Consider the following 25,614-nt stretch of genomic DNA (forward strand, 5'->3'; position numbering starts at 1 on the left):
CCTTTCGGGTCAAATCGCGTCGCGGGCAATCGGACAGGTCATGCAGTGCCCGCCGCCGCGGCCGCGACTGAGTTCCGCGCCTTCGACGGTGATCACTTCGATGCCTGCACGGCGCAGGAGCGTGTTGGTGTAGACGTTGCGGTCGTAGCCGACGACCACGCCTGGCTCGACCGCAACGACATTGTTGCCGTCATCCCATTGCTCGCGCTCTGCCTCGTAACGGTCACCGCCGGTGGCGATAATCCGCAGCGATTTCAACCCGAGCGCTTCGGCTACCACCGCTGTAAACGGCTTTGTCTCGTCTGTGACTTCGACCGCCGCCTCGCCATCGCCCGGCCGCAGCGAAAAGGTACGCAACCGGTCGACCACCGGCGGATACATGGTGACCAGGTCGCGGTCGCAGAAAGTGAAAACGGTATCGAGATGCATGAAACTGCGGTCCCGCGGCATCAAGGCGGCAATCACACGCGTCGCCTCGCCGGCTGCGAACAGGCTGCGCGCAAGGTCACCCACGGCTTGCGGCGTGGTGCGCTCCCCCATGCCGACGAGCACTGTTCCGCCTCCGATCGGCATGACGTCGCCGCCTTCAAGGCTGGTGCCTGTTCCCACTTCCGACGACACGAAGGGAATACCACTATCACGAAAGCGGGGATGGAAGCGGTAGACGGCTTCGACATTGGCCGCTTCCGGGCGTCGCGCGGGCCAATACATGGCGTTGACCGAAACCAATCCGTAGATCCAGCAGGAGCTATCGCGGGTGAACAGCTGGTTCGGCAGCGGCGGCAGCACGAAATCCTGGGGAGCGAGCGTCCTTCCGGTCAGGCCTTTGGGCTCGAAAGGAAGCTCCGCACGGGCAATGCCGCCGACTAGGTAGGCTGCCAGTTGCTTCGAAGGCATTTCGCTAAGCCAACCGCGCATCTCGTCAACCATGTCGAGCCCGACGATGCCTGCGTGAATCCTGCGATCCAGAAGCCAGTCGCGCGCCTTGGTCAGGCTCATGGTATCGGCCAGGAGTTCTCCGAACGAATGGACCAGCACGCCGCGTTCGCGCAACGCGTCGACGAAGACGTCGTGCTCCTGTCGGGCCTTCTTGACCCAGAGGACATCGTCGAAGAGCAATGCCTTGCAATTGTCCGGCGTCAGCCTTTGCAGGCTCAGATCGGGGCGATGTACGAGCACCTCGCGGAGCCGGCCGACTTCGGAAAAGGCGCCAAGTCGGGTTGTGGTGACAGGAGCGTTCATAGCGGGCTGATGCTCCCGTTCCAGATGAGGTAGGCGGCAGCGATACCGGCAGCGACAAGCGCTGCTGCGAGCGCGGCTTCGACAGGATGGAACACGCGCTGGTTGGTTTCACGGCGAGCCCAGATGTAGAAGAGGATGCCAGGCGCATAGAGGATCGCGCACATGAAGAGATATGCCGGTCCTGCCGCATAGACGAGCCAGAGCCCGTAGATCGTCGCCAGCAGCCCGGCTGCCAGGGGACCAATGCGTTGCTCGCCGCTCTCATAACTCTCTCCAGTTACTGCAAGCTTGGCCGCGTAGGCTCCAGAGAAGATGTAAGGAACCAGGATCGTCGCCGAGGCGATGTAGAACAGCGCCTGATAGGTGCTCTGTGCGAAGAGCGTAATCACCAGGAAAGCCTGGACGAGCAGATTGGTGATCAAAAGCGAGGTCGACGGCACGCCACGCTCGCTCTCCTGGCCGAAGAATTTCGGCATCGTCCCGTCCTTGGCGGCAGCGTGCGGAATTTCGGCCGCAAGCAACGTCCAGCTCAGGAAGGCGCCGACCACGGACACGACGAGCGCGACGTTGATAAGGATGGCGCCCCAAGGTCCGACAACCGCCTCCAGCACGCCTGCCATGGACGGGTTCTTCAGCAGGGCGAGGTCAGGCTGGCTGAGGACGCCGAGCGACAACAGCGACACAAGGGCGTAGAGCGCGAGACAGGTGAAGAAGCCAAGTACGGTCGCCGTGGCGATGTCCTTGCGGCGCTCGGCCCGGCCGGAAAACACGCTGGCGCCTTCAATGCCGATGAACACCCACAGCGTCACCAGCATCGTGCTTTTCACTTGCGCGGTGATCGAGCCGAGACTGGCATTGCCCAGACCGGTGAAATCGAGGGACCAGACCTGGAGTTTGAAAGCCACGGCGGCAATTCCGACAAACAGGACGATCGGTGCGATCTTTGCCACCGTGACGACAAGGTTCACGACGGCAGCCTGCCGGATTCCGGCGAGAACCAGGACATGAATCAGCCACAGCAGGATCGATGCGCCGAGCACCGCCTGCCAGGTGTTTCCGTCGCCGAAGGCCGGAAAGAAATAGGACAGGGCGCTGAATACGACCACCGCGTAGGAAACGTTGCCGACCCAGGCGCTGATCCAGTAGCCCCAGGCGCTATTGAAGCCGATGAAAGGACCGAAGCCGGCCTTGGCATAGGCATAGGGACCGGCGTCGAGCTCGGCCTTGCGGGTTGCAAGCGACTGATAGACGAAGACCAGCGCCAGCATGCCGACAGCGGTGATCGCCCAACCAATCAGGATGGCTAGAGGACCAGCACCTGCCGCCATGTTCTGCGGCAGGCTGAACACGCCGGAGCCGACCATAGAACCGACAACCAATGCGGTCAGGGAACCCAGTCGAAGTTTCGTCGGGGCTGTGGTGGTGACTTTCGAAACGGGGATGTTGAAATCAGCCGTAGTCATGATGCACTCCCAAGATTTGAAAGCTCTGATGGGAGGCAATGAACAGGAAGACAGAGCTGCCAGCTTTGACGCTGGTCAAATCATGTTCCGAGTAACAACGCGGCACTGGGGTCGTCATTCATGTGACCTCAATCCAGCGGACGCTGCCATTGCCCGGGGCGACGACGGCCTACGCTGCGGCAAAGGCTGCCCTCTCAACCTACAGCAAGAGCCTGTCGAAAGAGGTTTCGCCGCAAGGGGTGCGCGTTGCTCGGGTTTCTCCCGGCTGGATCGAAACGGAGGCGGCTGTCCATTTGGCAGAGCGGCTGGGAGCGGAACAAGGTGGCGATGCGACAGTCGGCAAGCGAATGATCATGGAGTCGCTGGGCGGCATTCCGATCGGCCGGCCGTCGAAGCCGGAAGAAGTGGCAAGCCTGATCGCATTCCTCGCCTCCGACCGTGCGGGCAGCATTACCGGATCGGAGTTCGTAATCGACGGCGGCACCATCCCGACAGTCTAGGCCATCGTCTCAGCAAAATTCGGGGGCTCCTGACCCGCTAGAACGGAAGGCGTGCGTTCTCCTTGACTTCCTTCATAACGAAGAAGGTTCGAGTCTGTCGAACGCCCGGCAGGGCAATGAGTTTGTGCCCATGAAGCTTGTTGAAATCCGCCATGTCACGGACCCGTATCTTCAGAAGGTAGTCAAAGTCGCCGGCGACGAGGTTGCAGTCCAAGACCTCCTTGAGCTTGTGTACCGCCTCTTCGAATGCAGCGAAGCTTTCAGGCGTCGAACGATCGAGTACGACGCCCACCATGACCAGCGCGCCGAGTCCGACGGAAGTTGGTGCGATCTCAGCGCGCACTCCCACGATGTGCCCCTCGTCGAACAGGCGCTGCGTGCGGCGATGGCACGTTGCCGCGCTGACATTCACACGGATTGCCAGGTCCGCATTTGTGAGCCGCCCGTCGGTCTGAAGCGCACGAAGTATTTTGATGTCTGTGCGATCAAGTGCCGTTGCGGAAGATTCTTCCATATTTGCTCGCAGATTTGGCGGGTAATGATGCGGAATCTCACTTCTGCGTCATTTTTAGAAGATTCACCAGCAAAATTAGAGAGCACCTTTCCCGGTGTTTCGATTACCTTTTCCTTATCAAAAGCCGAAACGGAGACGAAAAGTGTCGCTTCTCGAAAAGTTTGAACGCTATCCGCTGACGTTCGGCACGACGCCGATCGAGCATCTACCTCGGCTCAGCGCAGCGCTAGGGAACAAGGTTCAGATCTATGCAAAACGCGACGACTGTAACTCCGGCCTTGCCTTGGGCGGAAACAAGCTGAGAAAGCTTGAATACATCATTCCGGACGCCATCGCCTCTGGCGCGGACACACTCGTGTCAATCGGCGGCGTACAGTCCAACCACGCGCGCATGGTCGCAGCTGCTGCCGCTATGCGCATCTGAGTGGTGCGCCTGCGATCAATGGCTACAGCTACTATTACAAGGACGATGGTGCCGACCGCGAGATTATGATGGCAACTGTCAAGTCGCCCTTGGCCAAGACCAATAGCGGCCCATACGCCGCCAACTATCCGCCCATGTTCCCATAGGTCTGCGGATACTCTTCGGCACAACCAGTTGCGCCCGGGACGCGGCGTGTGCCTTTGCGTGCGACGCGTCCCAAATCCGAAGACAGCGTGCGCAAACCCGTCAGAGGTGTCGTTCTTCTGACGAAGCCTAACGTAACCCTCACACCCCTAAACTCGAAAGGAGCTCTCCATGAACACCAAAACCAAAAGTCTTTTGGCCGCAACCGCTCTCGGCGCAGGCTTGGCGTCGCCAACACTCTCACATTCCGCCGACCGCATCCCCGACGCGCAAGCGGTTAAGAATGTCGTTCTCGTTCACGGGGCATTTGCCGACGGTTCCGGCTGGCGTGGAGTCTATAACGAGCTCACCCAACGCGGCTATCGCGTCACCATCGTCCAGAACCCATTGACGTCACTGGAGGATGATGTCGCTTCAACCAAGCGCGTTCTTGATCGACAGGATGGCCCGACCGTTCTCGTTGGGCACTCCTGGGGCGGCACCGTCATAACGGAAGCAGGGGTCAATCCCAAGGTCGCGGGGCTGGTCTACGTTTCTGCGCTTTCGCCAGATGCCGGGGAGACAACTGGTCAGCAGTACGAAGGTTTTGCACCAGCCACCGAGTTTGTTGTCGAAACTACCGACGATGGCTTCGGCTTCGTGAAACCGGAGAATTTCAAGTCCGGTTTCGCCCATGACGTTAGTGACCAAGACGTCGTCTTCATGCGGGACTCGCAGGTCCCGATAAACATGTCGGCCTTCGGCACGAAGCTCAACAACGCGGCTTGGCGGTCGAAGCCAAGCTGGGCTGTCATCGCCACAGAAGACAAAGCATTCGACCAGGCCATGCTGCTTCACATGGCGCATCGCATCGGCGCCAAGGTGACCACGGTGTCGGCCAGCCATGCGCTCTTCATGACTCAGCCTAAAGTGATTGCTGATACGATCGACCAAGCGGCGCAGACCGTCTCGAAATGAGCGGATTCGGCAGTTGATGCGGGTAGCATCGGGGCAGGCGACCCTTGTGTCGTCGCTGCCCCGATGAATGGCGCAATGGCCGCTCAGCGGTCGAAACTGAACGCGGAATACCGTGATTCACGGCCCTGCATTTTCACGTAGACCTGCTTTCCATGCACCGCAAACGGTTGGGGAACGTCGGCTTTGGTTGATTGCCTGCAACTTCGCGCGCCGGCTCAAGACCCTCAAGGGTCTCACACCCTACGAGTTCATCTGCAAGGCGTGGGCGTCACAACCGGAACGCTTCAAACTCAATCCGCTCCAGCAAATGCCGGGACTAAACAGCTAGGCTGGACCGATTGACGAAATGTGCGCGGCTAGTCGTTGCATCAGTCAGTCGGAGGCTGAGCCTATGCCTTGTCCGGAGAGAGTCGGCTTAGTGCTTCGCTATGACGATCCCCGGCTCGGCGGTAAATTGTACGTCGTTGGTCCGCATTTCAGAACGGATTTTTCTCGATGTCTTGCTGAATGCGGACGGGTCTCCTTCCGGCCAAAAGGCGACATCAGTGGTCGTCTGCTCTGGCGCAACGCGCTTATTCCGGTAGATCAGCCTGAGGGTAACCTCCCACCACCTCGGCCATTTGCGATAGGCCACCGATTGAGTTTGGACCCTACAGCGCTCGCTCGCCGAGATTGCGTATCTGGCTGATCCACTTCGCGCGGGTCGCATCGCTGGCGCCAGCGACCATGCCGAACCAGGTCTCGCGCACCGGACTGATGCCGACAAAATGCAGAATGCTTCGCTTCATGCCGGCGATGCCGTGTCCGAGAAACCATAGCCGGTAGACAACGGAAGGCATGCCCATCGTCACCACGACGCGCGCAGAGCGGCCGCGAAGCAGTGTCCTGGTGAAGCCGCCGCCCTTGTCCGGGTAGGCGAAGGCCGTCCCTGGCCGCATGACCTGTTCGAGAAATGCCTTGAGCATTGCCGGCATGGTCCCGAGCCACAGCGGAAAGACAAAGACGATGTGCTCAGCCCAGACGATCGCCTCGGCAACATCTTTTAGTTCGCCGGGAACGGCACCGTGTTCGAACTCTTGCATTGTCCGTAGCATCGGAAAATCAAGCGCTGCCAGATCGACCCGGCGGACGGCGTGCCCCGCCTTTTCCGCGCCTTCGCCATAGGCGTTGGCAAGACCGCGGCAGAGCCGGTCCGGGGACGGGTCGGGATGGCCGACCACAATGAGAATGCGTCGCGGCATGGTCTACTCCCAAGGGCTTGGGCCAGAGGCGTCAGGGTCGCTCGACCCGTGCCACCTGGTAGGTGTGCATGGCGCCATTGCGCTCGATCGACACATACTCACCGGTTACAAACCGTTCGTCGCCGAGATGAAAGCCGATTTCGTCATCGCGGTCGCCTTCGGCATAGTCGAAATACCACCGTCCGCCGGGCTTGCGCCGCAGCCGACCGATCAGATCCTCCTCACCGGTGCGAAAGCGGCGAACACGGCAGGAGGCCCTGTGCGATTTCCATTCCTCGGCATCGATTCGCCCTTCGCCGGTGAGCGGAGCCAGCATGTCATAGCCTTCTTCACGGTCGCCTTCCGGGCGGCCCTTTTCACGCGCGAGCAGTAGCCGGACATTGCGGAATTTCGGGCTGAGGTCCTTCAGATTGGTCATGGCGAACTCCTTTCACGGAGTCTCATAGAGCGGTGGCGATCCTCGGCCCTTGATCCGCATCAAAAGGGACCTCGTCGAATCGGCGCCGTCAGAGGGTCGGCAGCAGCATGGCGCAGTAGCCGGCGGCCGCTGCGATCAGGGTCGCTCCAACCAACGGCAGCCAGAACCTGACCGGCCCGGCAAATATTGCCAGAAAGAGGCGACCGATCGCGTTTGCCGCAAGCGCGGCGAGCACCGCCTGACCCACGGTCTCGACAGGGACCGAATGCTTTACCAGGCGCAACGCGCTGAGCACCGAGACATCGACATCGAACGTGCCGGCAAGCGCCGAGCTCGCCAGCAAGCCGCGTCCGCCGAATTGAGTAGCCAATGCGGCGCTCGCGGTGGCGACAACCGCAAAGAGCAAGGCGAAAAGCAGCAAAGGGCCCAGTTCGAATGGATTGCGTGCCAGTGCGCCGCTTTTGTGACCCCTGCCGGCGCGAGCCAACAGCAATGCGCCGCAGGCCGCGAAACCGAGCGCCGCGGCAATCGCGGGAATGCCGGCCGGGATGAATACGCTTGGCTCGATGATCAAAACCACGGCGCAGACGCGTAGCACCGAAACCATTGCAGCCAGCGAAGCCGCGCCTGCCAGCGGTAGCGGATTGCTTGCGGATGTGGCGTTGCGGGCAAGCGCCAAGGTCACGGCGGTAGAAGAGACGATGGCGCCGACGAGGGAGCTGACGAGCAGGCCACGCGTGGTTCCCAGGACGCGAACAGCGACATAGCCAGCGAACGATATCGATGCCATCAGCACCGTGAGGAACCAGACCTCCCATGGGTTGAAACCGCCCCACGGATCCAGCGTCCGGTTTGGCAACAGGGGCAGAACGATCGCGGTCATCACTGCCAGGATCAGCGCCGAGCGAAGCTCGATCCAGGTCAATCGCTTCAGCAGGCCGTGCAGGACCTCGCGGCTGGCCAGGATTGCGGCCAATGCCGCGCCACCGGCGGCAGCCGCTCGATAATCGCCGGCGACGGAAAGGGCGCCAAGCGCGAACACGCCCAAGCCAGTAATCACACTCGTAACGCTGAAATCCTCGTCATGGGCGGCCTCGCGCGCCTTGTACCAGGCGAAGATTGCGGCGAAGGCGATGAATCCGCCGACCAGCACGGAGACCGCGCCGAGCGCATCGGCCAGCGCTGCCAGAATGCCGCCGAGCAGGCCGGATATGCCGAAGGTGCGGATGCCGGCCGTGCGGCTGCGATCGGGCGCATCCCGTTCGCGCCAGCCACGCTCCAATCCGACAAGCAGGCCTATTGCGAGGGCAAGTCCGAGCCGGGCGATGAGCGAATCCATGTCTGGCGGCCTTCAGGCGGTGGCCATCGGCAGGTGGTCGCGAATCCACCTGACGATCTGCCCCGTTGTCATTGCGCCGGATGTGCGCGCGATTTCGCGCCCGCCATGAAAGAGGATCATGGTGGGAATGCCGCGAATGCCGAGTCTGGCCGAAAGGGCTTGTTCATTGTCGGAATTGAGTTTGATCAGGCGAACATACGGCTCCAGCTCATTTGCCGCTGCTTCATAGGCCGGAGCCATCATCTTGCAGGGGCCGCACCACGGTGCCCAAACGTCGACGACAACTGGGAGACTGCTGCGCGCGATCTGACAATCGAAAACCCGGGTGTCGACGTCTTCCGGGTGACACGAAAACAGCCTGTTCCCGCACTTTCCACATTTCGCGTCCATGGCATCGCGGGCCGGCGGCAGGCGGTTGACCCCACCGCATTTGCTGCAAACAACCAGATTCTGCTGTGCCATGGCTATTCACCGATTTTGCTCTCGACCACTATGCGCGCCACAGATGTCCATCGCCAAGGGTGCGCAACGCGTTCAGGATAACCGCCACGTCAATGCCTTCCTGAAGCAGCGCTCCGGCAACCGGGGTGATCTGCCCCATGGCCGCCGCAATCATTGCCAGCCCCGACAGCGCCAGCCCGGCAATGATGCTTTGCAAGGCGATCGCTCGCGTTCGCCGTGCAATCCGAACTGCATCGGCGATGGGCTGCAGCCTGTCGGTCAGCACGATGACGTCCGCTGCCTCGGAGGAGGCGGTGGCACCACGTGCGCCCATGGCGACACCGACCGTTGCGGCCGCCAGGGCAGGGGCATCGTTGATGCCGTCGCCGACCATCATCGTCGGCGCCGAGGCTTTCTCGGATTCGACCGTCGCGACTTTTTCGGCAGGGGTCGCATCGGCGACAATGGCGTCGAGGTCGAGCCGGGCGGAGATGCGCTTGGCCGCTACGCCGTCGTCGCCTGTGAGCATAATCATGCGCGCAATGCCGTCCGAGCGCAGCTTGCCGAGTGCATCATGCGCATCAACACGCAGGGCGTCGCCGAACGTGAAAACACCGGCAAGCCGTCCGCCGAGTGTTACAAAAACCCTGAGCACCGGCTCGTCCCGGTATTTTTCTTCGCCGCTTTTCGCCCAGCTGGGCAGCGGCTTGTTGGCGAGCACGAGAACCCGCGATCCCGCGGCGATTGACATGTTGTCGACCCGGCCCTTCAGGCCCGCACCGCGATGCTCGTGGACATCACGTGGATGCGAAAGCATCAGCTGTCTGCTGCGCGCCGCCCGGATGATCGAGTCGGCGAGCACATGGTGCGAGGCCTGTTCCAAGGATGCCAACAATTGCAGCAATTGGTTCGCTTCACGGCCGGGTGCGGCTTCGATTTCGATGAGCTCGGCGCCGCCGATGGTCAAGGTTCCCGTCTTGTCGAAGATCGCGGTTCGGACTTGCGCAAGGGCCTCCAGAGCCGCGCTGCCTTTCATCAAGATGCCTGCTCGCGCGGCGCGGGACACGCCGCCGATGAAGGCAACCGGTGCCGCAAGGATGAGCGGGCAAGGTGTCGCGACCACCAGCACGGCCAGCGCCCGGATTGGATCGCCGGAGATGTACCAGGCGGCACCGGAAACCAGCAAAGTGGCTGGCAGCAGGAACAGGGCGAAGCGGTCGGCCATGCGGATGAACGGGGATTTCACCGTCTGCGCTGCAGCCACCATGCGTACGATGGCGGCATAGGTGCTCTGCTCTGCCAAGGCAGAAGCCTGCATGCTGAAGGTCTCGCCCGCATTGATGGTGCCGCTGCGCAGCATATCGCCCGCTGTCCGCCGTTCCGGCAGCGGCTCTCCGGTCACAGCCGACTCGTCGAGCGAGGCCGAAGCATTGAGCAGGATGCCGTCGACGGGAAGCAGTTCGCCGGCCCGGACCAAAAGCTCGTCGCCAACAGCAACATCTTCCACGGAGATGGTCTCTGTCCCCAGCGCTGACATCCGGTGAGCGAAACGCGGTGAGCGGTCGGTCAATGCCTTGAGGTTGCGTTCCGCGCGGCCGCGGGCGAAATCCTCAAGCACCGTGCCGCCGGCGTACATGATCGCGACCACTATTGCCGCCAGGGGTTGAGCGAGCAGCAGCGCGGCGGACATCGACACCAAGGCAATCGCATCGACACCGAAGCGGCCTATCCAGAAATCACGCAGAATGGAGATGGCGAGAGCCGCCACCACGGGCAAGGTCGCCACCGCCCAGATCGTGTCGGCTTCAAGGGGGCCGAGCCCCGTTCGCCAGGCTCCGATTCCAACTGCGAGACCCAAGATGGCAATGACCAGCAATGCGCGCCGCAGAGCCGACTCGTTCATACAATGTCCCACAACCTTGAAGGCCCCGGCGCTAGAGTTCGCGGACCATGTCCTCGAGCAGGCGCCGCACATCCTTCGCGACCTGCGCAAGCTCGCGATTGCCGATAGCGCCCATTGAAGCGACCGGATCCACCGCTGCGACCTCTACCTTTCCTGGACCGACCTCCGTGACGATTACGTTGCAAGGCAGCATGGTTCCGATCTTGTCTTCGGCCTGAAGCGCGCGCCACGCGAAGTGCGGATTGCATGCGCCCAGGATAATATAGGGCCTGAAATCGGCGCCAAGCTTGGCCTTCATGGTCTGCTGGACATCGATCGAGGTCAGAACGCCAAACCCCTTGCTTGCGAGCTTGTCGGTCACGTGGTCGATTGCCGCGGGAAACGGCATGGCGATGGTCTTGCTGAAATAGTAGCTCATCCAACTCTCCAGTCATTGGTCGCAACAGCTCGTCACCACTTTGCGAGCGGCCGCCTCGAACCTTGCGCAACAGCTAATCGCGATGACCGGAGAACGCTTTGATCCAACGCAACGAACGGGCAAGATCGACGGGTGATTATCGCCATGAACAGGAGACCTAAGGGTGACGATCCGAAATCTCGACCATGCGTTCGCCCCGAAATCGGTTGCCATCTTCGGTGCATCAAGGCGTGAAGGCTCGGTCGGCCGCGTCGTGTTCGACAACATCGTCAGCGGCGGCTTCGCGGGCGAGATCTGGCCAGTCAACCCGAAATACTCCGAGGTCGCCGGTAGATGCTGCTACGCGAAGGCGGCCGACCTGCCGGATGTTCCAGATCTTGGTGTCATCGTCACGCCGCCGGACACGGTTCCGGGCATCGTGCGCGACCTCGCTGACAAGGGCACGCGGGCGGCGGTCGTCATCACAGCCGGGCTTACGCGCGAGAACGGATTGCGTCAGGCCACGCTCGACGCTGCCAAGCCCACTCTTTTCCGCATCATCGGGCCGAACACGGTCGGGCTGATGATCCCGCCATTACGGCTCAACGCCGGATTTGCGCACATGGCCGCCAAGCCTGGCAACATCGCGCTGCTGTCGCAATCCGGCGCCATTGCCACATCGCTGATCGACTGGGCCGCGGACAACAATGTCGGCTTCTCGCATATCGTCTCTCTCGGCGACATGGCGGATGTCGACGTTGGCGATTGTCTCGACATGCTGGCGGGAGATGCGCACACGCGCGCCATCGTGATGTATCTCGAAACAATTCCCAATCCGCGCAAGTTCATCTCGGCCGCCCGGGCGGCGGCACGGGTCAAGCCGGTGATTGCGATCAAGTCGGGTCGGCATGAGCAATCGGCCAAAGCGGCGGCGACCCACGCTGGCGCGCTATCGGGGGCAGATCGTGTCGTCGATGCGGCATTGTTGCGCGCAGGCATCCTGCGCGTCAAAGACCTGACCGAACTGTTTGATGCCGCTGAGACGACCGCCCGCTTCTCTCCACTCAAGCGGGCTCGCGTCGGCATCGTCACCAATGGCGGCGGGGCAGGGGTATTGGCCCTCGATCAACTCATCGACTGCAAAGGGGAATTAGCCGCGCTTTCACCCGCCACCATCGAACGCCTGAATGCCGTCTTGCCGCCGACATGGTCGCACGCCAATCCGGTCGACATCATTGGTGACGCCCCGCCAGAGCGCTACAAGGCCGCCGTCGAAGCGGTGGCGGTCGATCCCGGAACGGACGTCGTCCTGGTGATGAATTGCCCAACTGGGCTGGGTTCACCGATTGCCGCGGCAAGCGCGGTGACGGAACTCACAAGGGAAGGGATGATCGCCGGCAAACCAGTCCTGACCTGCTGGCTCGGGGAACACACGGCGCGCGCCGGCCGGAAAATTCTTCAGGATTCCGGCATTGCCAGTTTCGAAACGCCGGCTGACGCGGCAATGGCCGTCTTCTACCTTAACGAATGGTCGCGTGCCCAGCGGGCATTGATGCGCACGCCGTCGAGCCGCAGCGAGGATATCTCGAGCGACCGAGACGCCGTGCTTGCCATATTTAGGCAGGTCGCGAAGGAGGGGCGGCGAATGCTGACCGAACCCGAAGCCAAGGCGGCAATTTCCGCCTACGGCATCCCGGTACCCGAGACGATCGTCGCCAGATCTCCTGCCGAAGCGGAAGTGGCGGCAGGCAGCCTCCTCAAGATGTCTGAACAGGTCGTCGTCAAGCTGCTGTCCAAAGCGATCTCGCACAAGTCGGACATTGGCGGGGTGGTCCTCAGCATTGCCGATGCCGCTGCCGCCGGCGAGGCCGCGCGTTCAATCGAGGCGCGTGTGCGCAAGCACGCACCAAAAGCCGACGTTGAAGGCTACGCCGTTCAGCCGATGGTGGTGCGAAAACAGGCGCAGGAACTCATCCTCGGTATGAACCGGGATCCGATCTTCGGGCCGGCCATCCTGTTTGGCGCTGGCGGTGTTGCGGTCGAGGTGATGGACGATACGGCGACCGCGCTGCCGCCGCTCGACGACGTTCTTGCCGGTGACCTGATCGCGCAAACGCGGATCGGCCTCCTGCTTGCCGGGTTCCGCGATCGCAAACCGGCGCACCGACAGGCGATCATTGCGGCGCTCAACAGCCTCTCGCAGATGACCGTCGACTTTCCGTGCCTCGTTGCGATGGACATCAATCCACTGCTCGCCGACGCAGCCGGCGTGATTGCGCTTGACGCCCGCATCGAAATCGAGCCGGAACGCGTGGAAGAGGCGGCCCCCAACCCGGCGCTTGCGATCAGGCCTTATCCGTCCGGTTGGGAAAAGGAGTTTTCGGTGAGCGGCACGCACTATCACATCCGGCCGATCAAACCGGCCGATATCGCACTCTATCCCGAATTCCTTGCCCGGATTTCGCCTGACGATCTGCGGCTGCGTTTTCTGTCGCCGCGCAAAAGCTTCTCCGACCAGATGTTGAAGCGATTTACCCAGCTCGACTATGACCGTAACATGGCCTTCGTCGCTCTGGAGACAGGCACTGGCGCTTTGGCGGGCATCAGCCGGCTTTCCTGCGATCCAGACCATTCCGTTGCCGAATATGCCTTGCTGGTGCGCACCGACCTGCAGGGTCACGGCCTGGGCTGGGAATTGCTCAGGCAGATCGTCGACTATGCAAAGGCCGACGGGATCGGCCGGATCGAAGGCCTTGTGCTCAGCGAGAACACGAGGATGCTGGCCATGTGCCGCGAATTCGGCTTCTCGGTAGAGCATCATCCAAGCGAAGCCGGCCTTGTCGAGGCAAGGCTCGACCTCCGTTAAGGTCAATCACCCTGCCGCACAGTCAGGAGGCTGTGCGCAGGGTTTCGGAAGTGTCGCTTTCGGAGAAGCTTCTCAATTCCGCAACGATTTCGGTGAGCTTCCGACCGGCGTTGATCTTGAGCCAGCCGGACTGGGAGGTATTTCGCTGCAACTGCCGGGAGAGGATATCGATGGTGGCGTCGGAAGGGCCGCCCTTGCGCTCGCTGACCCGTTGCCAAAGAACAAGCGGATCCGCCTCCAGCCAGAATCCAGAGAATGAGACACCCCTGTCACTCGCCGCCTTCTCGATCCGGCTTCGATCATCTGGCCTGTCGAACACTGCATCGGCGACCACTGCCCCGCCCTCGGAGAGGATCAGACCGGCCTGCCACGCCATTTGACGATAAACACGTTCCGACACTTCCGGTCGATAGGCCTTGTCCGGCAGCCTCGTCTCGGCCGGCACCCCATGCATGGCTTTGCGGATGCGATCACTCTCGACAATGCGCGCGCCGGGCGGTGCGCCGACATAGGCGGCGAGTGCCTCGGCGACTGTCGTCTTGCCGGAACCGCTCAGGCCGCCGAAGGCAACGAGTCGCGGCGATGTTGCCTGGAGAAATGTTCGGGCAAGCTCGAAGTAGGATCTGGCCTCGGCAATCAATCTGGCGGAATCGGCACTGCCTTCCTCAACCTGCGTTGCGGTGACATGGGCGCGTACAGCAGCCCGCACCGCCATGAAAAAGGGCAGGAGGATGAACCCGTCTTCATCGTCGGCTTCGTCGAGATAGCGGTTCATCACGAGATTGGCGAGTTCCGGAAAACCGCGATGCCAGAGGTCCATCAACAGGAAGGCAAGGTCGTAAAGCACATCGACAGTCGCGATCTGGTCATTGAATTCGATGCAATCGAAGAGGCGAGGCTCGCCATCGAAGAGGCAGATGTTACGCAGATGCAGATCGCCGTGGCAGCGGCGGACCTTGCCTGCGGCCTCCCGCCGGTCAAGCAGGCCGGAGTGACGAGCGAGGGCAGTGCGGAAGACCTTGGCGAATGCCTCGATCTCGTCTTTTTTGAAAACATGGCTGGTGGCAAAGCCGGCTTGGTTGATATCGAGCACGCCCGCCAGGTTCGATGATCCGCTGCCGGTGTGGATCTCCGGCGCGCCGCGATGGTATCGCACGATCATGCGCGCGGCCGCTGTCATCAGCGTCGGCGTCAGTTCGCCGCGAACAGCCATTCGGTCGAGAAGCTTCGACTGATCGAATCGAACCATCTCGATCGCCGCATCGATCAGTTCGCCGGTTCCATCGAAGGCGAGCTTGCTATCGGCCTCTCGCGTGATCCGCCGCACACCCACATAAAGGCCGGGTGCGGTCTTCGAGTTGAGTTCCACCTCTTTCTCGCAAGCGGCCAGCCTCAATGCCGGCGTCGAGAAATCGACATAAGGCAGCTTGACCGCCCGCTTCATCTTCAGGACTCGTTGGCCAGCCAGAAAAATCCGCGAAATATGAGTCTCGATCGCCTCCACCTGTCCCGTCTCGCCGTATGTGGCGGGATCGAGCAGCATAGTGACCGCGGCTTCCTGGTTTTCAACGATCATGGCCTGCCTCCTTGAAGCTCCCACCGCAAAAGACCTTTCGTGACCTGAAGCCTACCGCTGCAGCGCTTGGACGTAACCAGCCAGGTTGTGGATACGTTCCCTGGTGACGATTTCTCCGGCGTTGGGGCCGTATTTCCTGGCGTCATCGGGCAGGAATTGGCGGCCCCAGACAGGCATATCGCGTTCGCCATGCTCAGGCACCATCGCGCGGCCGTCGATCACTGCAAAGACGCGCCAATACGGAAATTCGCCACCATTCTTTCTGGAGAGGCGCGTCAGGTCGGCCGGGCGCTTCACCAGTCCGTCGCCCAAGGGGCCGTCACCCTTGCCGTCGAGACCATGGCAGACCGCGCAGGAATTCAGGTACTCGGCCTGGCCATAGCTCATTTCCTGCGCCGTTGAGGTATTGAAAGCCAAGGCTGCGAAAACTGCGGTGATCATGAATCTCACTTGCGTCTCCACCGATTGATTGCCTGAAGCCTATTGCCCCCGCATCGCCAGCACCTTGATGCGTATCAATTGCCTCGGCAGCGACGCTGTTTGATTCAGCGCAATGAACGTGCCTGCTGCCCCCGCTAATGATTGAAGCCACGATGGAACCTTCACTCGAAATCAGGAGCTGCGGTCGTGACTTTCAGGACATTGCTTACGGTTACTGGTCCCAACCACGGTGAGGGCGATCTGAAGCTCGCCGCCTCGCTGTGCGAACAGATCGGCGCCCATCTCTCCGTGCTCGTTCTTGAGCTTGCCGCGCCACCCTCGGGCGGCGAATATGCTGCTGTCGTCTCACCGGCTTGGCTGGAGGAGCGTCAGGCCGAGCTGAAAAGGCTCAGGAAGCGCACTTCGGACGTCGCGGCCCTTCTTTCCCAAAGCGCCGTGTCGGCTGATTTGAGCGATGACTATCCCGATACGGCTTGGGCGGACGAGGTCATAGGAAGGCGCGCCCGCTACGCCGATCTGACCATTCTGGGACCAGACCTGCTCACAAGCCATAGGCTGAAGGATAAAGTCATCCAGGGCGCGCTGTTCTCATCGGGAAAGCCGGTGCTGCTCGTTCCCGACGGGGCACGGCCGACACTAAAGCCGAAGCGCGTCCTCGCCGCATGGGACGCCCGCCTTGAGTCATCGCGGGCCGTTCGCGAGTCGCTCGACTTGCTGAAAGGCGCCGAAGAGGTGCGCCTCGTCATCGTCGACCCGATCGAGGACGAATACCACCACGGGGCGGAACCTGGAGCAGACGCCGCGACTTATCTCGCCCGTCATGGCGTGAAGATTACGGTTGACCGACTGCCGAGCTCGAACCACTCAGTCGCCGGCGTGCTTCGCCAGCATGCTGTCGACGTCGCCGCCGATCTGCTGGTGATGGGCGCCTATGGTCATTCCCGGTTGCGCGAGCGCATCTTCGGTGGGGTCACCAGGTCGATGCTTGAGGAGCCATCGCTGCCCGTCCTGATGGCGCGATAGCAATTCTACGGCGGAAAGAGAACGGGCCAGCGCAATTTGCGCCGGGCCTTCCATTCCTTGCAAGAGTCAGTGGGACGACTCACTCGCTCGCTTCTCGTCCGGACACCTGCTCGATCAAGATCCGGAAGAAAACGTGCGGTGCACTGTCGGCTGTGGGAGGAACGACGGGCTTGAGTGCGCCAGGTTCCCACCAGTCGGTATGCTTGCTCAAGACCGACCAGGCATGATCCCGTTGCAGCTTGTGGCCGATCCGGTCAGGCAGCTCTTCGTATCGGCCATCGGCAACGACACTTCTCCATCCTCGCCCTTGGCCATGTTCGTCCACCTGGACGGACACCAGCGGATTAGCCCGCATCCATTCGATCTTCTTGCCTGGCATGGAAAACGCATAAAGACTGGCATCCGAATGGGCATAATAGAAGGGCACGACGTAGGGCTGCCCATCCTTCGCGCATGCCAGCCGGCCAACACGATTGGCCGTCAGCAATTTGGTGCACTCCAAGGTAGTAAGCGTGCGGATCTGCATCAAAGCGGTCTCCTGGTCTTCTCGGCTTTTGAGCTATGGCCGGCAACGTGCCGCTGGCCAGTCATGTAGCGCTGGGCAGTCTCGTCCATAGCGGCGAGAACGTCGCTGTCAGAGAGCTGCGGGAACCGTAGGTAGTGGTGTCCCAAGGCGCGGAACTGTCCTGGCTGACTCAGGCAGACCACATGGTCCGCATCCTGTTCCAGCTCGGCTACCGTCTCGCGGGGTGAAACAGGAATAGCCACGATGATTTCTCGCGGTGACCGACGCTTGAGGGCGCGGATCGCTATTTTCATGGTCGTGCCGGTTGCAGCCCCGTCATCGACGATGATCGCGGTCTTTCCGGTGATAGACAATGGTGGACGCTTGCCGCGATAGACCAGTCGCCGACGCTCCAATTCGGGACGCTCCGCAGCGATCAAGGCGCGAAGCTCGTCATCATCGAGCGAATAGGCTTCAACGATCTCACGGTTCAACACGACGTCCCCAGGCTCGCCGTCGACGATTGCGGCAACAGCCAGTTCGGAATTGCCTGGGGCACCTACCTTGCGGACGACAAGTATATCAAGAGGAGCGTTGAGGGCCTTGGCCACCTTGGCCGCGACAGGAACGCCTCCTCGCGGCAATGCCAGCACGACGGGCTGGTGCAGTTGAAGCCTGCTCAGCTCCATGCCGAGCTTCTCTCCAGCCTCTTCCCGGTCGCGGAACATCGGTCAATCCACTGGCCACAATTTTCGAAGCGACTTCTTCATCGAGTTTCTGACCTGCACAATTTCGCCATGCGAAATATGACGTTCGAGAAGCTTGAATACCGCGTTGATCGCAACATCGAAATCGACGTCGTCATCATAGCCGAACCTGGTTCTGACGCTGAGGACAAAATCACTTTTCTTGCGCTCGCGCGCAGGGGCAGCTGGATTCCAGCCTTCGAAGTAGATGCCACGAATTAAAACAGGCAGTTGCGCCGAAAGATCGGCCATCTCCTCTGGCGACAGCCAGTCTCGCACTGTGTTCAGGACAGACCTCAGAAGGCGAAAGGCGCTCGGTTCGCTCCAGCAAAGATCCCTGGCGAGTTCATTGACCCAATGCTGCGCCTGTTGGGCGGCGTGGCTGAAACTGGCGAAGGAGGTATGGGACATCTGGTTCATGACATGCTCCTTGAATATTGAACATCATCCTGGAGCGCCACGAGGGGCCGAGCATTGACCCGGATCAATCTGCGAGCTCAGCGCGCCGAACAGACGCGCTGAGGACAATTAGCGGCAGCAATCAGGCTGCCTTGACCGTGATCTTCTTCTCGGCCTTCTGGGCTTCGGTGGTCTTGGGCAACTTGACCGTCAGTACGCCCTTGGTGAAGCTTGCATCGATCTTGTCGGCGTCGATGCCCTCGGGCAGTTGGAACGAACGCTGGAAGGAGCCGTAGCGGCGCTCGGACAGGTAGTAGTCTTTTTCCTTCTCCTCTTTCTCTTCGGTCTTTTCGCCCTTGATCGTCAGCATATGGTTGGCGAGTTTGATCTCGACGTTCTTTTCGTCAATCCCGGGCAGTTCGGCCGTGATCTCGTACGCCTTGTCCTTCTCGACCAGATCCATGGCCGGTGCGACTGCCCAACCAGCATTGTGCAGGGACGGCAGTTCACGACCGAACAGGGAGCGGGTCGAGGACAGGCGAAAGTCGAACGGGTGGAAATCGTCGAACAGGCGGTCGATCTCGCGACGCAGGCTTTCGAACGGACCGGTCCAGTTGCCGACCGGCGCCGGCGCGTTGCTCTTCTCTGTCTTGACAGGCAGTTTGGTGGCAGCTTCAGCCATGGTTCTTCTCCTAGCAGTTGGTTAAATACGGAGCCCATCGTAGCCCCCTCTCACCTCGGGATTCCCCCAGAGGCGCCAAAGAGAAAGCCGGCGGGCCCACTTGCCAGGCGCAGTGGCCGAAGCGGCTTCTCGCCCAACGAATCCCCGTCATTACGGTTCATTACGGCCCGTTCGCCAAATCCGGCCTGGACCTGGTAAGCGCTATATTCAAGCGCTTGCTGGAGAGACAGACATTGATCCAAGTCAACGTGCCGTCACATCATGCGCTTGTTGATCCTGATCAAACGACCTGACGACGAATGGCGATAGCGTCGTCGACTAGCGGAGCCTTTGCGCCGCTTCATAACGGAGTAGCCAAGCATGCAGACCCATCCCGGACCGCCGCCATTCGGCATGCAACTTCTGCCGATGGGCGCAAATGCCCAGAAAGTCTTCCTCGCCGCCGCGTCTCTCCAGGCGCACGCTTTCAAGGCAGTAATGCGCTATCACATCGAAACGCTGGCGTTTCTGAAGCATCGTTACGAGCAGGATGCCAAGCTGGCCGATGACCTCATCGCCGGTTCGGAGTTCAACGACGCCTTCGACATCTTCTCCACCTTCCTGCAGAATGCGGCATCGGAATACGCCACCGAAGCCGGCAAGGTTGTGGCACTGACGTCCAGGCTCGCTTCGGAAACGGCCAGCCGCGTGCGCAAGAAAGCCAAAACCGCTGTCGAGGACGTTGTGGCGAAGACAGTCGCGTAGATCGGGAATGCGGAGGCCTGCAATCATCGACGCCAGTATGAGCAGCGGTAGTCACGGCTGCCTTCTACGGGTTTGCATGCTTGCAGCGGTATTGCTTGGTTCCGTGCTGCTGGCGCTCGCGGACAGCCTGACGGAACATGGCAAAGCCCTTGTGGAGTTCAATTGCGCCCGCTGCCACGCCATTGAAAAGACCGACAAGAGCAGCCACCCGGACGCTCCCGCCTTTCGCACCCTGTCAAAGTGCTATCCGATCTCGGATCTCGAGGAAGCGCTCGCCGAAGGCTTCGACCGGCCACCCGGACATGCCTGAATGGGTTGCGAGCCCCAATCGGATCGAGGCGATCGTCGCCTACATCAGCAGCTTGCAGCAACCGTGATCGAGGCCGCTGCGGTCGACGGAGCCTGACGGATTATCGCGGCGCCTGCAAAGCAGCCCGAACCGAGCTATCGCAACATCCGGTCAGCCGCACGGAAGAATGACCGTGCGTGCGCCACGATCTGGGCCTCCGTAGGATGATCCGCCGGTTCTACGCCGACAATGCGATCCTTCAAGTGGGGATGGTGGTCGCGTATATGCTTGGCCAGTTCGTCCTTTGCCGATCCTGGCCCCACGATCAGCCATTCCCTCGCAGGCTGTAGGGCGTTGACGACATCGTGATAGAAGGACTGGTTTTCGGGCGCGCGCTGGCCGTCGACAGTACCTGCCTTGTTGTGGGTCTGATGATGCGCAAGCATGGTGGCAAGCCTCAGGCTCTCAGCTGTTTCACGATTGAAGAAAAACACCTTGGCTTCGCGATGGTCCAGCCAGGCGACGGCGTGTTGGGTCTGCATATTGATACGTCCTTGAAGATATTGTTGAGGAATGAAGGAATGAGCGCAATCGATCCGGTGAGGCCTCGACTGCTTCACGCGGACTGGCATTCCAGCGTTGCCAGGATCGAGCCGGGTTCGATGATGGCATTTGCTGTGGCGACAATCGTCGCGCGGCCGTCTGCCGGCGCGACAATCTCGTGCAGCGCGTCTTCAACGCGAACCTCGGCTATCCGCTCACCGGCCTTGATTGTGTCACCGCTGGCGATGAACCATCGCTCCAGAATACCCTCGGGCAACATGCTGGAGGCCCACAGCGCCTCATCGACCTTGATATACTGCATCGCAACTCTCCTTATGCAGTTGGACGATAGTCCCCTCGCTACGATGGTCCTTGATCACGATCAATCGACTTGCCGACGCAAGTTGCTGCAAGCGTGCAGCGTTTGACGGCGATCAAGGTTTCATTCCGAAGCCGGCCTAGAATGGCAAGGAGTTGACGGAGCGAGATCAATGAAGAATTTCAAGGATAGGGTAGCGATCGTGACGGGTGCCGGGTCAGGTATCGGCGCTGCGATCGCAATCGAATTGGCGGCCCGAGGCGCGCATGTCGTCGCCGCCGACATCGACCTCGCGTCTGCCGTAGGAACTGTGACGAAGATCAGCGCCACGCTCGGCAATGCGCGTGCCTGTCAGGTCGATGTCGCCGATGCCCCCTCGGTCGAGCAGATGGTGGCGTTCGTGGTCGAGACTTTTGGCGGGCTACACCTCGCAGTCAACAATGCCGGCATCGGCGGGCCAAGCGAGACGACGGCCAACTATCCCCTCGATGACTGGCAGAAAATCATCGATGTCAACCTAAACGGCGTTTTCTACGGTCTGAAGTATGAAATCGCTGCCATGCAGGAATCGGGCGGAGGCGCGATTGTCAACATGTCGTCCATTCTGGGCACAGTTGGTTGGGAGAATGCCTGTGCCTACGTTTCGACCAAGCACGCGCTCGTCGGGCTGACGAGGACAGCCGCCATGGAATATGCCGGCCACAACATTCGCATCAACGCCGTTGGCCCCGCGTTCATCGATACACCATTGCTGACGAAGAACCTGGATACCGAAACGATCGAACAGTTGGCCGCCTTGCATCCAATTGGCCGCTTGGGAACCCCGGAGGAAGTTTCGGCGCTGACATGCTTCCTGCTGTCCGACAATGCCAGCTTCATCACCGGCAGCTACCACCTCGTGGACGGCGGATACACGACCAAATGACTACATCCTGCCTAACGTCCAGGCGGCGGCTTGCCGACGGCGATCCGGCGGTTCCAGAAGATGATGCAGATCAAAGCGCAACGCAGCGTTTGCAAAGATCATGATGCGATGTGGAAGCCAATCCAAAACGCTCCGTTTGGTCGCGATCTCGAACTCGCCGTCTTTGATGAGGACGGCGAGCACGCGCTTGTATTTCCCTGCCAACGGATGCGAGAGGGCTGGAAGAACATGATCACCGGCGCGAGGGTCGACATCCGCCCGACCCACTGGCGCCACTGGGCACCGGATAAAACACTCACGGAAGAAGGTGGAATTCAGTCCACGCCGAAAAGCCTCTAGGATCTGGACTCCACGATTAGAGCCATGCGAACGAGGTGTGACAGGCTGCTTGCTGCCATCTTGCTCATGACGTTCGCGCGATGGATCTCGACCGTGCGCGGGCTGATGCCCAGATCATAGGCGATCGTTTTGTTCGGCAGACCCGACACGAGCCCGTCCAGCACCTGCCGCTCGCGCTCTGACAAGGTCGACAGACGCCTGCGGATTTCCGCGGACTGCGGATGCGCTGCATTCGCATGGTTGCGGTTGGCCAGCGTCGAGCGGATCGCTTCGATTAGCATTTCGTCGTCGAACGGCTTTTCGATGAAGTCGGAAGCGCCTTCCTTCATTGCCTGAACGGCGAGCGCCACATCGGCATGGCCCGTCATCACAATAACCGGAATCGTATGTCCGCCTGCTCTGAGCTGGCGCAGGAACTCGATGCCGTCTATGCCCGGCATACGCACGTCGGTGACAATGCAGCCGTCGAGATTGCCTGTTGCCGTTGCTAGAAAGGCTGTGGCCGATTCGTGCAAGCGTACAGCGAAGTCCGCTGTCGCCAGAAGAAAACCCAGCGACTTGCGAACGTCCACGTCGTCGTCGACCACGTGCACCAGAGCACTATCGGCCATTAGAGACCTCTTCTTTCCCCACGACGCGCAAGGTGAACCGAAAGGCGGTCCCCCCAGTCGGCACTGCGTCGGCCCATATGTGGCCGCCGTGCGATTCAACGATGGTGCGGCAAATGGAAAGGCCTACACCCATACCCTGCTTTTTGGTGGTTACAAATGGCTGGAAAAGTTGTGCCGAGACCTCCGGTGCGAGGCCTGGGCCGGTATCGATCACGCTTACCTCGGCCATCCCATCGACCCGGCCAACGGTTGTGACTTTCAATTCGCGGCGTGGCGCGCCCTGCATGGCCTCCACCGCGTTGCGCATCAGGTTGAGCAGAACCTGCTGAATCTGTATGCGGTCGGTTAAGACGAGTTCAGCGGCGGGGTCAAGCTTGTAGCTGACGAGGAGATTCATCTCCCTTGCACCGACCAGGGCGAGCGACGAGGCTTCCTCGATCAGCGCGGGCAGTCGTTCGACCTGGCGCTCGCTTTCACCCCTTGCAACAAAATCCCTCAGATGACGAATGACGTCGCCTGCCCGCAGGGCCTGCTCGGCGGCCTTTTCCACGGCATCGCGCAGCATAGGTGCATTCTCCTCGTTGCTCTTCTCGAGAAGTCGGCGGCTGCCTTTCAAGTAGTTCGTAATGGCGGTCAATGGCTGGTTGATCTCATGTGCCAATGTCGATGCCATCTCGCCAAGTGCGGTGAACCGCGCCATGTGCAGGAGTTCCTGCTGCTGTTCTTGTATTCTCGCTTCCGCTCGGTGGCGCTCGGTCAGGTCGCGGCAAAAGCCGGTAAAGAAGCGGCCCGTTCCAGGATTCATTTCGCCTACGGAAAGCTCCATCGGAAAAGTGGAGCCATCCTTGCGCATGCCGGTCACCGTCCGGCCCAGTCCAATGATCCGCCGCTCTCCCGTCGTCAGATAGCGAAGCAGATAGGCATCATGCTCGCCACGATACGGTGCCGGCATCAGCATGTTGACATTGTGACCAATGACCTCGGCTGACTGATAGCCAAACAGGGTTTCGGCAGCGGTGCTGAAGGATTGGATCAGGCCCTGTTCGTCGATCACAACCATGGCGTCGGGCACTGTCGCCAGAATCGAACGCAAATGATCCTCACGCAACCGAAGCGCGGCATTCGCAAAGGAGAGCTCGCTGACATCCGTGCCTTCGACGAAGATGGCAGTAATCCGACCGTCCTCGGCCTTGATCGGCTGATAGACGAAATCCAGGATACGCTCTTCTGCCGGCTCGCCGTCCCTGTTACGAAGCGCTACCTTCACGCCTTGACCCCTGTATGGCTCACCGGTCCTGTACACACCGTCCAGCTGTTCGAAGAAGCCTTGACCTTCGAGCTCAGGAAGGGCCTCGCGCACCGACGTTCCAATCACCGTCCTGTGGCCGATCAGTCGTTGGTAGGCGGCATTTGTTAGTTCGAAGACATGATCCGGCTCACGCATGAGAGCCATGAAGCCAGGAGCCTGCTCGAACATTTGTGACAAGACTGACTTCAGCATCGTCCCGCCGGCCGACAAAATAGGCGCTTCGTTTTGGCTCACCTGAAGGTCCTTGGGTCCGGACGTCTGCAACAAAGGCTAATTATCACTCCTCGCGGCACAAGCAAAACAGATCGAGGTCAACGGTTTTCGGATGCAATTGGCGGGTTCTTTGACGCGCATCAAGGCGTTGGCCGTCGGTGAATGCAATTCATAGGGCATTCCGTCGCTTCAACCAAAGGCTGCGCAATGCCCTACAAGTCGATTATCGTGAACCTTGCCGTCGATGCGCCTCCCGCGCCCATCGTGAAGTTGGGCGTAGAATTGGCCGAGCGCTTCGGTGCCCACCTTTTCGGCCTGGCTGCAGCAGACGTTCCACCGCTGGTCGCCACCGGCAACGGCATGGTCTACGAAGGCGAGGTCATGCAGATCCAGCGAACTGAGGTCGAAAAGCGGCTTGCCGAGTTGCGGGCCGAATTCGAGCGACTAGTTCCGGCATCGGTGAGCAGCGAATGGGGGCAGGCGGTCAGCAGTCCCACCCGCTTCCTCAGCGTCTCCGCCCGAGCGGCTGACCTGATCGTTACTGGCGGTGAGGACGGAGAAAATGTCTACCGTGCCGTGGATGTCGGGAGCCTCGCGCTCGGTACAGGCCGACCAGTCCTCGTCGCTGCGAGCAATATCGAGCATGTCATGGCAAAGACCGTGCTGGTCGCCTGGAAGGACACAAGAGAGGCGCGAAGGGCAATAGCGGATGCATTGCCTTTTCTGGCTGGGGCCTACGAGGTCATCGTCGCCACCATCGATACCGACCGCAGCGAAAGCGCCCGATACAGTCTAGCCGATGTCGCAGCCTATCTCGAAAACCATGGCATCATGCCACAAACCGAACTGCTGACTGGCGAGGCGGATGGCGACCGACTGCTGGCGTTTGCGCGCTCGATCCGTGCGGACCTGATCGTCTCCGGTGCATACGGCCATAGCCGCCTGCGGGAATGGGCCTTCGGTGGCGTCACCCGCACGCTGATCGAAGACAATGGCATCAATCGCTTCATGTCGTATTGACCGCCGGTTGTACACGGAGCGTCAAGTTCCGCACTTGCGTTCACAAGCTGGGATAATCGCCCGCGAGGCACATGTTGACCG

General features: G+C 60.8%; 27 protein-coding genes and 3 pseudogenes. 11 read left to right on the forward strand and 19 right to left on the reverse strand.

Annotation, left to right across the window (positions count from 1 at the left end; all coding sequences use genetic code 11):
• Positions 1-9: 9 nt before the first annotated feature.
• Positions 10-1,242: an arginine deiminase gene (locus OHD62_RS07005; protein ID WP_263781742.1), complete on the reverse strand. Its 1,233-nt coding sequence runs from the start codon at positions 1,240-1,242 to the stop codon at positions 10-12.
• Positions 1,239-2,705 carry an arginine-ornithine antiporter gene (gene arcD, locus OHD62_RS07010; protein ID WP_263781743.1) on the reverse strand — a complete coding sequence of 489 codons (1,467 nt, stop codon included), beginning with the start codon at positions 2,703-2,705 and terminating at the stop codon, positions 1,239-1,241. Before arcD ends, OHD62_RS07005 begins: the two co-directional genes overlap by 4 nt.
• Positions 2,706-2,803: 98 nt before the next feature.
• On the opposite strand from arcD, the pseudogene OHD62_RS07015 reads away from it, so the two are divergent.
• Positions 2,804-3,205 (forward strand): annotated as a pseudogene (locus tag OHD62_RS07015) (SDR family oxidoreductase); the annotation flags it as partial.
• A gap of 37 nt (positions 3,206-3,242) precedes the next feature.
• Here OHD62_RS07015 and OHD62_RS07020 read toward each other — a convergent pair.
• Positions 3,243-3,719: an Lrp/AsnC family transcriptional regulator gene (locus tag OHD62_RS07020; protein WP_263781744.1), complete on the reverse strand. Its 477-nt coding sequence runs from the start codon at positions 3,717-3,719 to the stop codon at positions 3,243-3,245.
• A gap of 142 nt (positions 3,720-3,861) precedes the next feature.
• Here OHD62_RS07020 and OHD62_RS07025 point away from each other — a divergent pair.
• From OHD62_RS07025 to OHD62_RS07035, 3 genes and pseudogenes are all read left to right on the forward strand, one after another.
• A pseudogene (locus tag OHD62_RS07025) lies at positions 3,862-4,131 on the forward strand (pyridoxal-phosphate dependent enzyme); the annotation flags it as partial.
• Positions 4,132-4,458: 327 nt separating this feature from the next.
• Positions 4,459-5,244: an alpha/beta fold hydrolase gene (locus OHD62_RS07030; protein ID WP_263781745.1), complete on the forward strand. Its 786-nt coding sequence runs from the start codon at positions 4,459-4,461 to the stop codon at positions 5,242-5,244.
• A gap of 184 nt (positions 5,245-5,428) precedes the next feature.
• A pseudogene (locus tag OHD62_RS07035) lies at positions 5,429-5,572 on the forward strand (IS481 family transposase); the annotation flags it as partial.
• 322 nt (positions 5,573-5,894) lie between these two features.
• Here the strand turns inward: OHD62_RS07035 and OHD62_RS07040 are convergent.
• The 6 genes from OHD62_RS07040 to OHD62_RS07065 all read right to left on the reverse strand — a co-directional run bounded on the left by OHD62_RS07040 (position 5,895) and on the right by OHD62_RS07065 (position 11,004).
• Positions 5,895-6,485, reverse strand: coding sequence for an NAD(P)H-dependent oxidoreductase (locus OHD62_RS07040; RefSeq protein ID WP_263781746.1), 591 nt, complete (start codon positions 6,483-6,485; stop codon positions 5,895-5,897).
• A 31-nt stretch (positions 6,486-6,516) separates the two neighbouring features.
• Complete coding sequence (locus OHD62_RS07045) at positions 6,517-6,903, reverse strand: hypothetical protein (RefSeq protein WP_263781747.1); 387 nt, start codon at positions 6,901-6,903, stop codon at positions 6,517-6,519.
• A gap of 88 nt (positions 6,904-6,991) precedes the next feature.
• On the reverse strand, positions 6,992-8,242 hold the full coding sequence (locus tag OHD62_RS07050) for an MgtC/SapB family protein (RefSeq protein ID WP_263781748.1): 1,251 nt from the start codon (positions 8,240-8,242) through the stop codon (positions 6,992-6,994).
• A gap of 12 nt (positions 8,243-8,254) precedes the next feature.
• Positions 8,255-8,704 (reverse strand): thioredoxin TrxC, encoded by a 450-nt coding sequence (trxC, locus tag OHD62_RS07055; protein ID WP_263781749.1) that lies wholly within the window; start codon positions 8,702-8,704, stop codon positions 8,255-8,257.
• Between the two features lie 28 nt (positions 8,705-8,732).
• Positions 8,733-10,586, reverse strand: a complete 1,854-nt coding sequence (locus tag OHD62_RS07060) for a heavy metal translocating P-type ATPase (protein ID WP_263781750.1) — start codon at positions 10,584-10,586, stop codon at positions 8,733-8,735.
• A 31-nt stretch (positions 10,587-10,617) separates the two neighbouring features.
• Complete coding sequence (locus tag OHD62_RS07065; RefSeq protein WP_263781751.1) at positions 10,618-11,004, reverse strand: DUF302 domain-containing protein; 387 nt, start codon at positions 11,002-11,004, stop codon at positions 10,618-10,620.
• 163 nt (positions 11,005-11,167) lie between these two features.
• Between OHD62_RS07065 and OHD62_RS07070 the strand changes: the two genes are divergently transcribed.
• A complete protein-coding gene (locus OHD62_RS07070; RefSeq protein ID WP_263781752.1) occupies positions 11,168-13,849 on the forward strand; it encodes a bifunctional acetate--CoA ligase family protein/GNAT family N-acetyltransferase in 2,682 nt (893 codons plus the stop codon).
• A gap of 22 nt (positions 13,850-13,871) precedes the next feature.
• Here the strand turns inward: OHD62_RS07070 and OHD62_RS07075 are convergent, their stop codons facing one another.
• Together OHD62_RS07075 and OHD62_RS07080 are read right to left on the reverse strand one after the other, a co-directional pair.
• Positions 13,872-15,425 carry an AAA family ATPase gene (locus tag OHD62_RS07075; RefSeq protein ID WP_263781753.1) on the reverse strand — a complete coding sequence of 518 codons (1,554 nt, stop codon included), beginning with the start codon at positions 15,423-15,425 and terminating at the stop codon, positions 13,872-13,874.
• 51 nt (positions 15,426-15,476) lie between these two features.
• Entirely contained in the window at positions 15,477-15,866 is a 390-nt protein-coding gene (locus OHD62_RS07080; RefSeq protein ID WP_412177357.1) for a c-type cytochrome, read from the reverse strand.
• A gap of 186 nt (positions 15,867-16,052) precedes the next feature.
• On the opposite strand from OHD62_RS07080, the gene OHD62_RS07085 reads away from it, so the two are divergent.
• Positions 16,053-16,889, forward strand: coding sequence for a universal stress protein (locus OHD62_RS07085; protein ID WP_263781755.1), 837 nt, complete (start codon positions 16,053-16,055; stop codon positions 16,887-16,889).
• Positions 16,890-16,968: 79 nt separating this feature from the next.
• On the opposite strand, the gene OHD62_RS07090 is transcribed toward OHD62_RS07085, so the two are convergent.
• The 4 genes from OHD62_RS07090 to OHD62_RS07105 all read right to left on the reverse strand — a co-directional run bounded on the left by OHD62_RS07090 (position 16,969) and on the right by OHD62_RS07105 (position 19,221).
• Positions 16,969-17,415: a pyridoxamine 5'-phosphate oxidase family protein gene (locus OHD62_RS07090; RefSeq protein ID WP_263781756.1), complete on the reverse strand. Its 447-nt coding sequence runs from the start codon at positions 17,413-17,415 to the stop codon at positions 16,969-16,971.
• Positions 17,415-18,122, reverse strand: a complete 708-nt coding sequence (locus OHD62_RS07095) for a phosphoribosyltransferase (protein WP_263781757.1) — start codon at positions 18,120-18,122, stop codon at positions 17,415-17,417. The genes OHD62_RS07090 and OHD62_RS07095 overlap by 1 nt, the downstream gene beginning before the upstream one ends.
• A gap of 3 nt (positions 18,123-18,125) precedes the next feature.
• On the reverse strand, positions 18,126-18,560 hold the full coding sequence (locus tag OHD62_RS07100; RefSeq protein WP_263781758.1) for a DUF2267 domain-containing protein: 435 nt from the start codon (positions 18,558-18,560) through the stop codon (positions 18,126-18,128).
• A 121-nt stretch (positions 18,561-18,681) separates the two neighbouring features.
• Positions 18,682-19,221 carry an Hsp20/alpha crystallin family protein gene (locus tag OHD62_RS07105; RefSeq protein ID WP_263781759.1) on the reverse strand — a complete coding sequence of 180 codons (540 nt, stop codon included), beginning with the start codon at positions 19,219-19,221 and terminating at the stop codon, positions 18,682-18,684.
• A 360-nt stretch (positions 19,222-19,581) separates the two neighbouring features.
• Between OHD62_RS07105 and OHD62_RS07110 the strand changes: the two genes are divergently transcribed.
• Positions 19,582-19,965, forward strand: a complete 384-nt coding sequence (locus tag OHD62_RS07110; protein WP_263781760.1) for a phasin family protein — start codon at positions 19,582-19,584, stop codon at positions 19,963-19,965.
• Positions 19,966-20,068: 103 nt separating this feature from the next.
• Positions 20,069-20,275 carry a c-type cytochrome gene (locus OHD62_RS07115; protein ID WP_318528577.1) on the forward strand — a complete coding sequence of 69 codons (207 nt, stop codon included), beginning with the start codon at positions 20,069-20,071 and terminating at the stop codon, positions 20,273-20,275.
• Positions 20,276-20,409: 134 nt separating this feature from the next.
• On the opposite strand, the gene OHD62_RS07120 is transcribed toward OHD62_RS07115, so the two are convergent.
• Complete coding sequence (locus OHD62_RS07120; RefSeq protein ID WP_263781761.1) at positions 20,410-20,874, reverse strand: translational machinery protein; 465 nt, start codon at positions 20,872-20,874, stop codon at positions 20,410-20,412.
• Positions 20,871-21,119, reverse strand: a complete 249-nt coding sequence (locus tag OHD62_RS07125) for a lipoyl domain-containing protein (RefSeq protein WP_263781762.1) — start codon at positions 21,117-21,119, stop codon at positions 20,871-20,873. The genes OHD62_RS07120 and OHD62_RS07125 overlap by 4 nt, the downstream gene beginning before the upstream one ends.
• Before the next feature lie 169 nt (positions 21,120-21,288).
• Between OHD62_RS07125 and OHD62_RS07130 the strand changes: the two genes are divergently transcribed.
• Together OHD62_RS07130 and OHD62_RS07135 are read left to right on the forward strand one after the other, a co-directional pair.
• Complete coding sequence (locus OHD62_RS07130) at positions 21,289-22,041, forward strand: SDR family NAD(P)-dependent oxidoreductase (RefSeq protein ID WP_263781763.1); 753 nt, start codon at positions 21,289-21,291, stop codon at positions 22,039-22,041.
• Positions 22,042-22,071: 30 nt separating this feature from the next.
• On the forward strand, positions 22,072-22,380 hold the full coding sequence (locus OHD62_RS07135; RefSeq protein WP_318528576.1) for a hypothetical protein: 309 nt from the start codon (positions 22,072-22,074) through the stop codon (positions 22,378-22,380).
• Here the strand turns inward: OHD62_RS07135 and fixJ are convergent.
• Both fixJ and OHD62_RS07145 read right to left on the reverse strand, forming a co-directional pair.
• The gene (gene fixJ, locus OHD62_RS07140; RefSeq protein ID WP_263781764.1) at positions 22,377-22,991 is read right to left on the reverse strand and encodes a response regulator FixJ; all 615 of its coding nucleotides are present in this window, start codon (positions 22,989-22,991) and stop codon (positions 22,377-22,379) included. The genes OHD62_RS07135 and fixJ overlap by 4 nt on opposite strands.
• The gene (locus tag OHD62_RS07145) at positions 22,981-24,492 is read right to left on the reverse strand and encodes a PAS domain S-box protein (RefSeq protein ID WP_412177358.1); all 1,512 of its coding nucleotides are present in this window, start codon (positions 24,490-24,492) and stop codon (positions 22,981-22,983) included. Before OHD62_RS07145 ends, fixJ begins: the two co-directional genes overlap by 11 nt.
• A 228-nt stretch (positions 24,493-24,720) precedes the next feature.
• Here OHD62_RS07145 and OHD62_RS07150 point away from each other — a divergent pair, with 228 nt between their 5' ends.
• On the forward strand, positions 24,721-25,533 hold the full coding sequence (locus tag OHD62_RS07150) for a universal stress protein (protein WP_263781766.1): 813 nt from the start codon (positions 24,721-24,723) through the stop codon (positions 25,531-25,533).
• Positions 25,534-25,614: the final 81 nt, after the last annotated feature.

This window comes from Mesorhizobium sp. YC-39 (assembly GCF_025753795.1).
Lineage (GTDB): Bacteria > Pseudomonadota > Alphaproteobacteria > Rhizobiales > Rhizobiaceae > Mesorhizobium.

Coding starts and splice junctions, on each gene's coding strand:
- OHD62_RS07080 (WP_412177357.1), bottom strand. CDS start 15,866: ATGATCACCGCAGTTTTCGCAGCCTTGGCTTTCAATACCTCAACGGCG.
- OHD62_RS07060 (WP_263781750.1), bottom strand. CDS start 10,586: ATGAACGAGTCGGCTCTGCGGCGCGCATTGCTGGTCATTGCCATCTTG.
- OHD62_RS07005 (WP_263781742.1), bottom strand. CDS start 1,242: ATGAACGCTCCTGTCACCACAACCCGACTTGGCGCCTTTTCCGAAGTC.
- OHD62_RS07130 (WP_263781763.1), top strand. CDS start 21,289: ATGAAGAATTTCAAGGATAGGGTAGCGATCGTGACGGGTGCCGGGTCA.
- arcD (WP_263781743.1), bottom strand. CDS start 2,705: ATGACTACGGCTGATTTCAACATCCCCGTTTCGAAAGTCACCACCACA.
- OHD62_RS07045 (WP_263781747.1), bottom strand. CDS start 6,903: ATGACCAATCTGAAGGACCTCAGCCCGAAATTCCGCAATGTCCGGCTA.
- OHD62_RS07150 (WP_263781766.1), top strand. CDS start 24,721: ATGCCCTACAAGTCGATTATCGTGAACCTTGCCGTCGATGCGCCTCCC.
- OHD62_RS07105 (WP_263781759.1), bottom strand. CDS start 19,221: ATGGCTGAAGCTGCCACCAAACTGCCTGTCAAGACAGAGAAGAGCAAC.
- OHD62_RS07095 (WP_263781757.1), bottom strand. CDS start 18,122: ATGTTCCGCGACCGGGAAGAGGCTGGAGAGAAGCTCGGCATGGAGCTG.
- OHD62_RS07020 (WP_263781744.1), bottom strand. CDS start 3,719: ATGGAAGAATCTTCCGCAACGGCACTTGATCGCACAGACATCAAAATA.
- OHD62_RS07100 (WP_263781758.1), bottom strand. CDS start 18,560: ATGAACCAGATGTCCCATACCTCCTTCGCCAGTTTCAGCCACGCCGCC.
- trxC (WP_263781749.1), bottom strand. CDS start 8,704: ATGGCACAGCAGAATCTGGTTGTTTGCAGCAAATGCGGTGGGGTCAAC.
- OHD62_RS07145 (WP_412177358.1), bottom strand. CDS start 24,492: ATGCTGAAGTCAGTCTTGTCACAAATGTTCGAGCAGGCTCCTGGCTTC.
- OHD62_RS07110 (WP_263781760.1), top strand. CDS start 19,582: ATGCAGACCCATCCCGGACCGCCGCCATTCGGCATGCAACTTCTGCCG.
- OHD62_RS07030 (WP_263781745.1), top strand. CDS start 4,459: ATGAACACCAAAACCAAAAGTCTTTTGGCCGCAACCGCTCTCGGCGCA.
- OHD62_RS07125 (WP_263781762.1), bottom strand. CDS start 21,119: ATGCAGTATATCAAGGTCGATGAGGCGCTGTGGGCCTCCAGCATGTTG.
- OHD62_RS07065 (WP_263781751.1), bottom strand. CDS start 11,004: ATGAGCTACTATTTCAGCAAGACCATCGCCATGCCGTTTCCCGCGGCA.
- OHD62_RS07075 (WP_263781753.1), bottom strand. CDS start 15,425: ATGATCGTTGAAAACCAGGAAGCCGCGGTCACTATGCTGCTCGATCCC.
- OHD62_RS07090 (WP_263781756.1), bottom strand. CDS start 17,415: ATGCAGATCCGCACGCTTACTACCTTGGAGTGCACCAAATTGCTGACG.
- OHD62_RS07050 (WP_263781748.1), bottom strand. CDS start 8,242: ATGGATTCGCTCATCGCCCGGCTCGGACTTGCCCTCGCAATAGGCCTG.
- fixJ (WP_263781764.1), bottom strand. CDS start 22,991: ATGGCCGATAGTGCTCTGGTGCACGTGGTCGACGACGACGTGGACGTT.
- OHD62_RS07040 (WP_263781746.1), bottom strand. CDS start 6,485: ATGCCGCGACGCATTCTCATTGTGGTCGGCCATCCCGACCCGTCCCCG.